The 12318-nt window shown below is 66.1% G+C and carries 11 protein-coding genes, 1 tRNA gene and 1 pseudogene; 7 read left to right on the top strand and 6 right to left on the bottom strand.

The annotated features are described in order from the left end of the window. Positions 1–6: 6 nt before the first annotated feature. The 5 genes and pseudogenes from E3T34_RS08220 to E3T34_RS08200 form a co-directional block, all read right to left on the bottom strand. Positions 7–1305, bottom strand: a complete 1299-nt coding sequence (locus E3T34_RS08220) for an ABC transporter permease (RefSeq protein ID WP_166785864.1) — start codon at positions 1303–1305, stop codon at positions 7–9. Between the two features lie 8 nt (positions 1306–1313). Then, a pseudogene (locus E3T34_RS08215) lies at positions 1314–1994 on the bottom strand (ABC transporter ATP-binding protein). After that, complete coding sequence (locus E3T34_RS08210; protein ID WP_134342702.1) at positions 1991–2674, bottom strand: hypothetical protein; 684 nt, start codon at positions 2672–2674, stop codon at positions 1991–1993. Before E3T34_RS08210 ends, E3T34_RS08215 begins: the two are co-directional and overlap by 4 nt. Before the next feature lie 315 nt (positions 2675–2989). Continuing rightward, positions 2990–3754 carry a hypothetical protein gene (locus tag E3T34_RS08205; RefSeq protein ID WP_134342701.1) on the bottom strand — a complete coding sequence of 255 codons (765 nt, stop codon included), beginning with the start codon at positions 3752–3754 and terminating at the stop codon, positions 2990–2992. Between the two features lie 89 nt (positions 3755–3843). Continuing rightward, positions 3844–3914, bottom strand: a tRNA-Gly gene (locus E3T34_RS08200). Positions 3915–3986: 72 nt separating this feature from the next. Between E3T34_RS08200 and dcd the strand changes: the two genes are divergently transcribed. Then, positions 3987–4598, top strand: coding sequence for a dCTP deaminase (dcd, locus tag E3T34_RS08195; RefSeq protein ID WP_104099730.1), 612 nt, complete (start codon positions 3987–3989; stop codon positions 4596–4598). Between the two features lie 43 nt (positions 4599–4641). Then, positions 4642–5163 carry a hypothetical protein gene (locus E3T34_RS08190; protein ID WP_134342700.1) on the top strand — a complete coding sequence of 174 codons (522 nt, stop codon included), beginning with the start codon at positions 4642–4644 and terminating at the stop codon, positions 5161–5163. On the opposite strand, the gene E3T34_RS08185 is transcribed toward E3T34_RS08190, so the two are convergent. Continuing rightward, positions 5160–6488 carry an MFS transporter gene (locus tag E3T34_RS08185; protein WP_134342699.1) on the bottom strand — a complete coding sequence of 443 codons (1329 nt, stop codon included), beginning with the start codon at positions 6486–6488 and terminating at the stop codon, positions 5160–5162. The genes E3T34_RS08190 and E3T34_RS08185 overlap by 4 nt on opposite strands. A gap of 187 nt (positions 6489–6675) precedes the next feature. Here E3T34_RS08185 and dnaK point away from each other — a divergent pair, with 187 nt between their 5' ends. From dnaK to E3T34_RS08160, 5 genes are read left to right on the top strand one after another with little or no spacing between them, the layout of a single operon-like run. After that, a complete protein-coding gene (gene dnaK, locus E3T34_RS08180) occupies positions 6676–8544 on the top strand; it encodes a molecular chaperone DnaK (protein ID WP_104099727.1) in 1869 nt (622 codons plus the stop codon). Next, positions 8544–9164, top strand: coding sequence for a nucleotide exchange factor GrpE (locus E3T34_RS08175; protein ID WP_104099726.1), 621 nt, complete (start codon positions 8544–8546; stop codon positions 9162–9164). The genes dnaK and E3T34_RS08175 overlap by 1 nt, the downstream gene beginning before the upstream one ends. Beyond that, entirely contained in the window at positions 9157–10164 is a 1008-nt protein-coding gene (locus E3T34_RS08170) for a DnaJ C-terminal domain-containing protein (protein WP_104099725.1), read from the top strand. The genes E3T34_RS08175 and E3T34_RS08170 overlap by 8 nt, the downstream gene beginning before the upstream one ends. Positions 10165–10166: 2 nt before the next feature. Then, positions 10167–10601, top strand: a complete 435-nt coding sequence (locus E3T34_RS08165) for a heat shock protein transcriptional repressor HspR (protein WP_104099724.1) — start codon at positions 10167–10169, stop codon at positions 10599–10601. Positions 10602–10627: 26 nt separating this feature from the next. Beyond that, positions 10628–11764, top strand: a complete 1137-nt coding sequence (locus tag E3T34_RS08160; RefSeq protein ID WP_104099723.1) for a class I SAM-dependent methyltransferase — start codon at positions 10628–10630, stop codon at positions 11762–11764. Positions 11765–12318: the final 554 nt, after the last annotated feature.

Genomic DNA, 12318 nt, shown 5'->3' with positions numbered 1-12318 from the left:
GGTGCGTCAGTTGCCCCCGCGCAGGGCGACGATCGGCTCGATATTCGACGCCTTCAGGGCGGGGTAGACCCCGGTGGCAAGGCCGACGACGGCCCCGAGCAGCGCCGACCCGGCTGCGAGCCAGGGGTCGACGACCGGCGCCCACTGCTGAATAGGCGACATGATCACCACCGCGAAGACCCCGAGTGCGGCTCCGATCAGGCCGCCGAGTAGGCCGATGACCACGGATTCGACCATGAACTGGCTCGAGATGTTGCGCTTGGTGGCGCCCAAGGCCCGGCGCAGCCCGATCTCGCCCACCCTTCCCATCACCGACAGCAGAGTGACGTTCGCGATCCCCAGTCCGCCCGCGACGAGTGCGAGCACGCCGAGAATCAGGGAGATGACGTTCACGTCGGCCTGCACGTTCTCGCGCAGGGCGGACCTAGCCGACGGGGCCTGTACCTCGAAGTTCTGCGCAGCGTTGGGGTCCAGGGCGAGCGGAGCCTGTTCCGCGACCACTTTGCCGGCGCCGAGAGCGATCCGGATCTGCAGTTCATCCGGGCCGGTCAGGCCGAAGTCGGCGCGCGCGGTGCCCATCGGCACGACCACCGCGTCGAGCAGGTCGGAGCGTCGCTCCATCCCATCGATGATGCCGATCACGGTATATGAGGAGTCGCCGATGAAGATGGAGGGCTGGCTGTCGACGCGGTTGATGCCCAGGCGCTCAGCCGCGCGCGAACCGAGCACCGCCACCCGATCGGCCCTGGCATCGTGGCTGGTGTCGAAGTACCGGCCGGTCACGATGTTGCCGCGAACCGCGTCGAGCAGTCCGGGGAAGGTGGCCATCAGCGATGGGCCCAGGGTTGCCGGTTCCGACGGGTCGTTTACCGGCACCGCGGTAATGGTCACGGCATCGAGGGGCACCTCGCTGACGAGGCCGGCCAGCTCCACCCCGGCCAGGCGGCTGACCCGGTCCGGGGCATCCCAAGGCAGTCGCCCGGTCGCGCGCTCCGAGCCGTTCATCCCGTCGGTGCTCCCCGGCTCGATCACGACCTGGGTGGCCGCGACCGCGTCGAATTGGCGGACGATCTGGCCGGCTGCCGTCTGGGCGAATCCGATTGTCACCACCAGGGAGGCGATTCTGATCGTGGTCCCGAGCGTGGTCATGATCAGGCGGGTGGGGCGCGCCCCGATGCCATAGCCCGCCTCGACGATGAGGTCCTGCACCGAGAACCGGTCGGCGCGGGTGATGGCCGGCGCGGCCCCGCGGTCACCGTCGCTTACCGGGGCCGGAGCGCTGGTCGCTCGACGGCGGTTCGGCATCCGCAATTTCATGTTGTTTCGCTCACGCGGCCGTCGGTGATGCTGATGGTGCGCCCGGCGCGATCCGCCACGGCCCGGTCGTGGGTGATGACGATGAGCGTGAGGCCGCCGGCGTTCAGCTCCTCTAACAGGTCCATGACCTCCCTGGAGGTGGAGGCGTCGAGGTTGCCGGTCGGCTCGTCGGCCAACAGCAGCTGGGGCGAGGCCACCACGGCCCGCGCGACCGCGACCCGCTGGCGCTCGCCGCCGAAGAGAGTGCCGGGCAGGAAGTCGATCCGGTGGTCCAGGTGCACCCGGTGCAGGGCGGCGCGGGCCCGTCATTCGCGGTCGGCGCGCGGAACTTTGCTGTAGATCGTGGCCAGCAGCACATTATCGCACACCGAGCGGTGCGGCATGAGGTGGAAGGCCTGGAACACGAAGCCGATCTTGCCGCCCCGCAGCGCCGCGCGTTCCGCCTCGCCGGCCAGACCCGTGAGCGCTCCGTCGAGGTAGTACTCGCCGACGCTCGGTCGGTCGAGCAGGCCGAGGATGTTGAGCATGGTCGACTTGCCCGACCCGCTCGGCCCGACGATCGAGAGGTAGTCCTGCTTCTCTACCCGCAGGTTGATTGATGTGAGCGCCTGGACCTCGGGCGGGCCGGGGAAGGAGCGGGTGACGTCGATGAGCTCCACGACGGCCGGTCGGCTCATCGCCCGGCCACGACGAGGTCCCCTTCCTCGAGGGAACCGTCGACCGCCTGCACCTCGACGTAACCGTCAGCCGCGAGCCCGGCGCTCACCTCGACCAGCACGGTCTTTTTTCCGTATCCGGTCGACACCTCGACCCGGGATTCCCCGCCCGGGCCGGCGGTAAGCGCGGCCAACGGCACAGCGAGCACCTCCCCGTCGGTGGAGCTGACCGGGATGGTGACCCGCAGGTTGCTGCCCTGGATGCTCTGGAGCTGCCCGGGTGTGAGGTCGTCGGGCGTGAGCAGGATGGTGAAGCGTCCGCTCGCCGCATCCGTTCCCTCTTTAGCCTCGGCCACGGCGACGGATGTCACGGTGGCGCCGTGCTCGGAATCGTCCTGCATCGAGAGCACGGCGGCGTTGCCGACCTTCATGAGTTTGGCATCGCTCGCCGAGGCGGAGGCGTTGATCTGGATCGTGGCACCGGAGACGCGCATCACGGAGCCCGTGATCGAGGTGCCGCGGGATACGGTGACCTCGTCGACCCGGCGGGGGAGACCCGGCAGGTACAGGATTTCGCATGCCGGCAGATAGGTCATGGTGGCCTCGTTCGCCGTGGCGAGCGCGTCACGCGCGCTCGTCGCCTGCTGTTCGGCGGACCGCAGGGCGGATGTCTCGGCCGTGGTGTCGCGAGCCGCGAGCACCGAATCGAGCCGGGTTTTTGCGAGGGTGAGGGCGTCCGCGGCGTCCGCGGCATCCGCGATCGCAGCGGGTTCGTCGCCCGTTTTCGCCGCGGCGAGGGCGCGCTCGCTGCCGGCAACGCCGGCCCGAACGAATTCGACGGAGTTTTTGCCCGAAACGGCCCGGAAACCCGAAAAAATGGTCCCATATACGGGAATCTCCGTCGAATTGGTGCGGCGACGGACCCGGCGCTCCGCCGCTGAGGAACAAAGTCCACGGGGGCTGTCGGATCGGAGCTATCGGGAGTCATGCAACCCAACGGGTTGGGACTCACTCAGCTAGCGGTCGAGCCCTGCCATGCGTTCCAGTGCGGCTCGCATGATCATCTGGGCCGGATCGCCGATCACGTGATTGTTCAGGTACAGGCTCTCCGCCCATGACAGGACTTCCGCTTTGGTGAGCCCCACGGCCGACCAGTCCACCCCTGCTTCCGCGCGCGCTGTCGGTTCCCCGGTCTTCGGGTTCAGCCACACCCGTGCGATCGGGATATCCGGATCTTCGTGCTCCGGATTCCAGAGGAGCGCGATCGGGTGGTCAGATCCGTCGAGGTGATCGTCGGCGATGTGGCCGGACCCGAGCCAGGGGAGCATCAGCTGCTCGCCCTCCAACTCCACGTCGATGATTTCGAGCGGGACCGGCCCGTAATCGCGGGAGTACACCGGCAGCCCCACATGGTGCCATTCGGCGGCCTCATCCGAGTCTTCCAGCAGATCCGGGAGGCGCGGTGCAACGTGCAGCACGAAGCCGGTCGCCCAGTCGACGAGGGCCTGGGTGTCGGCGGCCGGCCACGGACTGTCATCGCTCGAAGACCCGTCCGCGTTGTGGAAGTGGTACTCGACTCCTTCTTCCAGGATGTCCAGGTGGAACTCTCCGTCGTCGAAGCCGAGGAAGATGCCGGCGACCTGCTCCTCGTCGTCCCAGTCCGCGTCGAATTCCGGGTGCCGGAAACGCGGGGGCAGCGGGGGGATGTCCAGGGGCAGCACGCCGAGGTCGAGCACCACCCGCAGCACGGTGTTCGGCATACGCAGTGTCGGGTCGGTCATAGTCTCGACGATACCGGAGGCCGCCGACGTGGGGCAGCACAGAGCCGCATCACCGAGCCGCATCACAGGACCGGGAAATATGACAAGTGAGCGGATGACGGGAATCGAACCCGCGCTATCAGCTTGGGAAGCTGAAGTTCTACCATTGAACTACATCCGCATGTCCGTCGCGCAGGCAAGCCCGGAACGGAACCGTGCCAGCATATCAAGTCCGCGCCGTTAGGCTGGAACCGTGCTGCTCTCGGATCGCGAAATCAAGGCTGAAATCAACGCGGAACGAATCCGTCTGGAGCCGTACCAGGCCGACATGATTCAGCCGTCGAGTATCGACGTGCGACTCGACGGCTTCTTCCGCCTTTTCGACAACCACAAGTACCCCTATATCGATCCGGCCGAAGACCAGCCCGATCTGACCCGGTTGATCGAGACCGCCGCGGGCGAACCGTTCATCCTGCACCCCGGTGAGTTCGTACTCGGGTCCACCTACGAGAAGGTCACCCTGCCCGACGACGTCGCCGCGCGGCTGGAGGGCAAGAGCTCGCTCGGCCGGCTCGGCCTGCTCACCCACTCGACCGCCGGCTTCATCGATCCCGGTTTCACCGGCCACGTGACGCTCGAGTTGAGCAACGTCGCCACCCTGCCGATCAAGCTGTGGCCCGGCATGAAGATCGGTCAGCTCTGCTTCTTCCGGCTGAGTTCGCCCGCCGAACGTCCCTACGGCTCAAGCGAATACAGCTCCCGCTACCAGGGCCAGCGCGGGCCGACCGCGTCGCGGTCGTTCCAGAACTTCCACTGCACGGATGTGCGGGAGGCCTCGATGGGATCGACCACCGGAGCCGAGTAGCCCGGTTCACACGCATGCAACACGCGCCCGGTAAAATCGGCCCATGACCACATCCGTGCCCAGCTTTGCCGAGGCGCTCGTCGCGCCGGGACCGACACCCGACTACCCGGGGCGGATGCGCCGCTTCGGCCAGCTGGTCGGCGCCTGGGCCGCCACCGGGTCCCTCCTCGACGAGACGACCGGCGAATGGACCGGGCGCGAATTCACCTGGATCGTCGACTTCGTGCTCGACGGGCGTGCGGTGCAAGACGTCGAGGTCGTCGTGAGCGACTCGCACCCGACCGGCTTCGAGACCGTCGCCACGGCCGTGCGAGTCTATGATTCCTACGCCGGCGTGTGGCGGGTCAGCTATTTCGCCCCGGCATCCGGCGAGTACTGCCACCTCGTGGCGACCCCCCACCGCAACGGCCTGCGCCAGGACGGCACGGGCACCGACGGCCGCCCGATCCGCTGGAACTTCGTCTCGATCACACCTGACGCCTACGCCTGGGAGGGCTGGGTCTCCAACGACGAGGGTTCCACCTGGGTGCTGGTCGAGCACAACGAGGCCACCCGCATCCGTTAGCCAATCTGGTCCTGGCGGGCCTTCACCGGAAGCAGGAGAAGCAGCCCCACGAGCAAAACCAACATAAGTCCGAGGATGCCCCAATAGGTTTCGCCGAAGATCGTCACCGTCAGGGCGAACATGGTCGGCGCCAGAAAGCTCACCGCGCGGCCCGTCGTGGCGTAGAGCCCGAAGACCTCACCCTCCCGGCCGGCCGGGATCAGGCGTGCCAGGAAGGTGCGGCTGGCCGACTGGGCCGGCCCGACGAAGAGCGTCAAGGCGAGGCCGGCGGTCCAGAACACGATCTGACCGCCGTCGTGCAGCAGGAATACGATGCTGCCGAACACGATCAGGCCGATCAGAGCGGTCACGATGATCGGCTTTGCGCCGACCCGGTCGTCAAGCGCGCCGGCGATGATGGTGGCCACGCCCGCCACGACATTGGCGGCGATAGCGAAGATGATCACCTCGCCGGGTGAGAATCCGAAGACGGATGCCGCGAGCACCCCGCCGAAGGTGAAAACCCCGGCCAGGCCGTCGCGGAAGATCGCGCTCGCGATCAGGAAGTACACCGTCTGGCGGCTGGTCTTCCAGAGCCGAATGATGTCCTGCCCGAGCACGACGTAGGAACGGAGGAAGCTCACCCGGGGCCGGCGCACCGCAACGGGAGAACGGTATTCGGGAACCGAGAACAGCACCGGCAGGGCGAACAGGCCGAACCAGGCGGCCGCGATGAGCATCGTGACCCGCACCGAGAGGCCGTTCTCGCTGGTCACCCCGAACAGACCCACGTCGGGGCTGATGAAACCGAAGTACACGATGAGCAGCAGCACGATGCCGCCGATGTAGCCCATGCCCCAACCGAAACCGCTGACCCTGCCGATGGTGCGCGCGGTCGAGACCTGGGACAACATGGCGTTGTAGTTGACGCTGGCGAACTCGAAGAAGACGTTGCCGGCGGCCACCAGAACGAGGCCGAGCAGCAGGAAGCTCGGTGACGCCTCCACGAAGAACATCGCCGCGGTGAGGCCCACCACGATGAACGTGTTGACGCCGAGCCACAGCTTGCGCCGCCCGGAGGTGTCCGAGCGCTGTCCGGTGATCGGGGCCAGCACCGCTACCAGCAAGCCGGCGATGGCGAGGGCCCAACCGAGCTGGGCGGAAATGACGTCTTTGTCGCCGAACGAGCTGCCCGTGATGTAGACGGTGAAGACGAAGGTGGTGACCACCGCATTAAACGCGGCAGAGCCCCAGTCCCAGAAGCTCCAGGCCACTACGCGGCGTCTGCTCGTTTTGTCTGGCAGCTCCCGGGCATCCGTGCTGCCCTGCTCCGCGATCCCGGTCATGCGCTGAGGCTAGTGGATGTGGGTGGCCGGAGACCATCGATTGCACGAAATCTCAAAGTTGAGTCGTTCACGCTCAACTCTCAGGTGCGTGGCTTGACTTTCGATTTGGGACACTGGCACACTTGAGCCAGCACCACTCAACTCTGTGAAATCGAGCTGAGAACATACTTTAAAGGAGAACGCACACATGGCCCGTGCAGTAGGCATCGACCTCGGAACCACCAACTCTGTGGTGGCCGTCCTCGAAGGTGGAGAACCCACCGTCATCGCAAACGCCGAAGGCTTCCGGACCACGCCGTCCGTCGTCGCCTTCACCAAAGACGGCGAGGTGCTGGTCGGCGAGACCGCCAAGCGCCAGGCCGTCACCAACGTCGACCGCACCATCGCGTCGGTCAAGCGCCACATGGGCACCGACTGGAATGTCGCCATCGACGACAAGAAGTTCACCCCGCAGGAAGTTTCGGCCCGCATCCTGGCCAAGCTCAAGCGCGATGCCGAGGCGTACCTGGGCGACAAGGTGACGGATGCCGTCATCACCGTTCCCGCGTACTTCAATGATGCCGAGCGGCAGGCCACCAAGGAGGCCGGCGAGATCTCCGGCCTTAACGTGCTGCGTATTATCAACGAGCCGACCGCGGCCGCACTCGCCTACGGCCTCGACCGTGGCAAAGAAGACGAGCTCATCCTGGTCTTCGACCTCGGCGGCGGAACCTTCGACGTCTCCCTCCTCGAGGTAGGCAAGGACGACGACTTCTCCACCATTCAGGTGCGGTCGACTGCCGGTGACAACCGCCTCGGCGGCGACGACTGGGATCAGCGCATCGTCGATCACCTGATCAAGAAGTTCAAGGAAACCACCGGCGTCGACGTCTCCAAGGACAAGATCGCCAAGCAGCGCCTCAAGGAAGCCGCCGAGCAGGCCAAGAAGGAACTCTCGAGCAGCATGTCGACGAGCATCCAGCTGCCGTACCTCTCCCTGACCGAGAATGGCCCGGCCAACCTCGACGAGACGCTCACCCGCGCCCAGTTCGAGAAGATGACCGAAGACCTGCTCGACCGCACGAAGAAGCCGTTTCAGGACGTCATCCGTGAAGCCGGGGTCAAGGTGGAAGATATCGCCCACGTCGTTCTCGTCGGTGGCTCCACCCGCATGCCCGCCGTGTACGAGCTCGTCAAGGCCGAGACCGGTGGCAAGGACCCGAACAAGGGCGTCAACCCGGACGAGGTCGTCGCCGTTGGCGCCGCACTGCAGGCCGGCGTGCTGAAGGGTGAGCGCAAAGATGTCCTGCTCATCGACGTCACCCCGCTGAGCCTCGGCATCGAGACCAAGGGCGGCATCATGACGCGCCTGATCGAGCGCAACACGGCCATCCCGACCAAGCGCAGCGAGACCTTCACCACAGCCGACGACAACCAGCCGTCCGTCGCGATCCAGGTCTTCCAAGGCGAGCGCGAGTTCACCCGCGACAACAAGAACCTCGGCACGTTCGAGCTGACCGGCATCGCGCCGGCCCCGCGCGGCATCCCGCAGGTTGAGGTTACCTTCGATCTCGACGCCAACGGCATCGTGCACGTGTCTGCCAAAGACAAGGGCACCGGCAAGGAACAGTCGATGACCATCACGGGCGGATCTTCGCTCGCGAAGGAAGACATCGAGCGCATGGTGCGCGAGGGCGAAGAGCACGCCGCCGAGGACAAGCGCCGTCGCGAGGCAGCCGAGACCCGCAACACGGCGGAGCAGCTCGCTTACTCGATCGAGAAGCTGATCAAGGAGAACGACGAGAAGCTGCCCGAGGACGTGAAGTCCGAGGTTCAGGCCGACGTCGACGCCCTCAAGGCCGCTCTCGTCGGCGACGACGATGCGGCCGTGAAGACGGCCTTCGACAAGCTCAACGAGAGCCAGGGCAAGCTCGGCGAGGCCATCTACAAGACCAGCCAGGCGGATGCCGCGGCCGGTGCCCCAACCGACTCCGAGCCGACCGCCGACGCGGCCGGCTCCGACGAAGACGTGGTTGACGCCGAGGTCGTCGACGACGAAGACGAGGCCAAGAAGTAATGGCAGACGACAACAAGCGTCCTGGCGACGAGCCGTTTGACGAGGGGGCATCCACTGAGGGTGCCCCCGGGACCGACGCCGAGGCGGAAGCCGAAGGTGTGAGTGTCGAGGACATCGACGAGGCGTCCGCCGAGGGTATCGAAGAGGACGAGCTGACGGTCCAAGACATCCTGGACGCCGCCACGCGGGAAGTCGACGAGCCCACGAGCGAGCACCTCGCCGACCTCAAGCGGGTCACCGCGGAGTACGCCAACTACCGTCGCCGCACCGAGGCCAACCGCGAGGTCGAGCGTGAGCGCGTCACCGTGGATGTCGTAAAGGGCCTGATTCCCGTGCTCGACGATCTCGACCGCGCTGAGAAGCACGGCGACCTGGTCGAAGACTCGGCGTTCAGCACGATCGCCGCGAAACTGCGGGGGAGCGTCGAGCGCCTGGGCGTGAAGTCCTTCGGCACGGTCGGCGAACCGTTCGATCCGACCATCCACGAGGCGATCTTCCAGCTGCCCACCGCGGGCATCGAGTCGGAGACCGTCGGTGACGTGATCGAGACCGGCTACTTCCTCGGCTCGTCGCTCCTGCGCGTGGCCAAGGTCGTCGTGCAGGTACCGAGCGATGGCTAGCCAGGACTGGTTCGATAAGGACTTTTACAAGGTCCTGGGTGTGTCAAAGGACGTCACCCCGGCCGAGCTGAAGAAGGCCTATCGCAAGCTCGCCCGCACGTATCACCCGGACTCCAATCCGGGCAACCCTGCGGCCGAGGCGACGTTCAAGGAGATCAGCGAGGCACACTCGGTGATCGGTGACCCTGCCCAACGCAAGGAATACGATGCTGTGCGCGCGATGGGCGGTGGGGCCCGCTTCACCGCCCCGCGCCCCGGTGGCGGGCAGGCCGGAGGCTTCGATGATGTCTTCGGAGGCATGTTCGGTGGGGGCGCGCGGCAACAACAGCCCGGCTACTCCTATGAGCAGGGCGGTTTCGACGACCTCCTCGGCGGCATGTTCGGCCGCGGTCAGGGTGGCGGCGGTTTCGGCACCTCGAGCGGCGGGTTCCGCGGCTACGGCGGGCCGACTCGCGGCCGCGACGTGATCGCGTCGACAACGGTCGACTTCATCACGGCCACGCACGGTGACCAGATCACCCTGCAAACGCAGGATGGCCGCGCCATCAAGGTGAAGATCCCGGCCGGGGTGGCCGACGGGCAGAAGATCAAGCTCCGCGGCCAGGGGCAGCACAGCCCTGACGGCGGCGAGTCCGGCGACATCGTACTCACGGTGAACGTGCGCAAGCACCCGGTCTTCGAACGCGATGGGCTGAACCTGCGGGTCTCCGTTCCGGTCACGTTCGTCGAGGCCGCGCTCGGCGCCACTATCGAGGTGCCGACGTTGGGCGGAGCGCCGGTCAAACTGCGCATCGCCCCGGGCACCCCGAGCGGGCGCGTGCTGCGCGTCAAGGGGCGTGGCGTCGTGACGCCCAAGGGCACCGGGGACCTGCTGGCGGAGGTTCAGGTTGCCGTTCCGTCTCATCTGTCGAAGGACGCCGAAGAGAAACTCGCGGCCTTCGCGGAAGCACTGCCGAAGGAGAATCCGCGCGACGAACTCCTCGCGAAGGCGAGAGACTGACGGTGGACGAGAACACCCGGGTTTTCGTAATCTCGATGGCCGCCGAGCTTGCGGGCATGCACCCGCAAACGCTGCGCCAATACGATCGCCTGGGGCTGGTGAGTCCCGACCGCACCCCCGGTCGGTCTCGCCGGTACTCGATGCGGGATGTGGCCAAGCTCCGCGAGATCGCGGAGCTCGGTGCCGAGGGTGTGAGCCTGGAAGGGATCCGTCGCATCATTGACCTCGAGGACCACGTGCGCACGCTCGAATCGCGGCTGCGCGAATTGGAGTCTGCGCTGGCCGATGAACTGCTCAACCGTCCGGGCCGCCGCGTCTTCGCGGCCGGCTCGGCCGGTGAGGTCATCTCGATGCGGGCCGGTACGCGCACGCGCCGGTCCAACCAGATCGTGATCTGGCGCCCCCTGGGTTCCCGCCCGATCGGCGACGAGAAGTAGCCGCACCTGCGGGCTAGCCTGAGGCAATGCCTGATTTTTCCTTTGACCGCCTGAGGCGTTTCCCCGACGTGGAAGCGGACAATCTCTTCGCCGTGGATGCGAGCGACCGCCTGATCCTCGACGAGGCGGCCGGCGTGCTGGCCGAGGCAGGATCCGGCGAGGTCGTGGTGATCGAGGACCGCTATGGCGCTCTCACCCTGGGCGCGGCCGCACTGGCCGGGGCCCGGGGAATCCGGGTGCACCAGGATGTCCTCTCTGGGGAGTTGGCCCTCACCCTGAATGCGGCCGACGCTGGACTCGCCGATTCCTACCGCTCCCTCATCCTGGGCGAAGAACTGCTGACGAACGCGCGGGTGGTACTGATCCAGCTGCCGCGCAGTCTGACGGCGCTCGATGAGTTCGCCGACGCCATCCGTCGTTTCGCGGCACCGGATGTGGTGGTGATCGCCGGCGGACGCATCAAGCACATGACGCCGACCATGAACGCGGTGCTCCGCCGGCACTTCGGCGAGCTGCAGGTCTCGTCGGCCCGGCAAAAGTCGCGGGTACTCAGGGCAGCGGCTCCGACTGCCTCCGCAACTCAGCCGACGGTGTCCACCTGGCCGAATTCTGTGGAGCACGCCGACCTGGGACTCACGATCTGCGCCCACGGGGCTGCGTTTGCCGGCGCGACCGTCGATATCGGAACGCGCTACCTGCTTGAGTTCCTTGATCGGATGAAAACGGATGCTCGGAGCGCCATCGACCTCGGCTGCGGCACCGGGGTGCTCGCCGCCACCCTCGCCCGACGCCGTCCCGCCCTGCGGGTGACCGCCACCGACCAGTCGGCCGCGGCCGTCGCCTCCGCGCGGGCCACCATGGTGGCCAATGCGCTCGCCGACCGGGTCACGGTCGTGCGGGATGACGCGCTCCAGAGCCAACCGGATGCCTCGGCCGAACTGATTGTGCTGAACCCGCCCTTTCACATCGGCTCGTCGGTCCATGCCGGCATAGCCCTGAAACTGTTCGAGGATGCCGGACGAGTGTTGCAGCCCGGTGGTGAACTGTGGAGTGTGTGGAACACCCACCTCGGTTATCGCCCCGCGCTGACGCGATTGGTCGGGCCGACACACCAGGTCGGTCGGAACGCCAAGTTCACCGTCACGGTCTCGACCGGACGCTGAGACGCGCCGGACCGCCGTGAGGCCCGCACCTGGGGGCTTCCGCCAGGGCGCCGGAGCCGACACGCCCGGGATGCGGGAGGGAGTTGCGCACCCCCAGAATTCACCGTAATGTCTCTCTAGTCACCCCACAGGTGCGGAAAGCCGCAGAGCTTCCCGGCCTCAAGTGGGACGAAGATTTAGTTTCTTCTCGAATATCCTCCCGACTAGGGAATGTTCGGGTTTAAACCAAAATAATATCTCTCTTCGGCTGGTCGTCAGGTCGCGTATGTAGATGATTTCGAGTCGCTTTGGCGCACTCGGAATCGGCTGCTTTCCGTGATTTGACAGAGATTAGTCGGGTGGGTAAGTTTTACAGGTTGCCTCGAAGCGACAGCCCCTGTGGGGTTTGAAGTCGAGTGCGTCCGATCCTTGAGAACTCAACAGCGTGCACAATGTCAAATGCCAAAAACCTCGGCCGTAGGGCTCCTTTCTAGGGGGTACCGCGGAAGAGATTCCTTTGGAAAACATTTAAACAACAAAGCAAGTCAGTAATGATTTGTTCTGTCAGTTTCAAA

It is taken from the genome of Cryobacterium sp. TMT1-62 (genome assembly GCF_004403145.1).
Classification (GTDB): Bacteria; Actinomycetota; Actinomycetes; order Actinomycetales; family Microbacteriaceae; genus Cryobacterium; species Cryobacterium sandaracinum.
The sequence above is the reverse complement of the archived record's forward strand: the minus strand, read 5'-3'. Positions and strand labels throughout refer to the sequence as shown.

Bases quoted from the DNA above. Each gene is read 5' to 3' on its own strand.
- E3T34_RS08160 (WP_104099723.1), top strand. From the start codon at position 10,628: ATGCCTGATTTTTCCTTTGACCGCCTGAGGCGTTTCCCCGACGTGGAA.
- E3T34_RS08190 (WP_134342700.1), top strand. From the start codon at position 4,642: ATGACCACATCCGTGCCCAGCTTTGCCGAGGCGCTCGTCGCGCCGGGA.
- E3T34_RS08220 (WP_166785864.1), bottom strand. From the start codon at position 1,305: ATGCCGAACCGCCGTCGAGCGACCAGCGCTCCGGCCCCGGTAAGCGAC.
- E3T34_RS08185 (WP_134342699.1), bottom strand. From the start codon at position 6,488: ATGACCGGGATCGCGGAGCAGGGCAGCACGGATGCCCGGGAGCTGCCA.
- E3T34_RS08175 (WP_104099726.1), top strand. From the start codon at position 8,544: ATGGCAGACGACAACAAGCGTCCTGGCGACGAGCCGTTTGACGAGGGG.
- E3T34_RS08205 (WP_134342701.1), bottom strand. From the start codon at position 3,754: ATGACCGACCCGACACTGCGTATGCCGAACACCGTGCTGCGGGTGGTG.
- dnaK (WP_104099727.1), top strand. From the start codon at position 6,676: ATGGCCCGTGCAGTAGGCATCGACCTCGGAACCACCAACTCTGTGGTG.
- E3T34_RS08170 (WP_104099725.1), top strand. From the start codon at position 9,157: ATGGCTAGCCAGGACTGGTTCGATAAGGACTTTTACAAGGTCCTGGGT.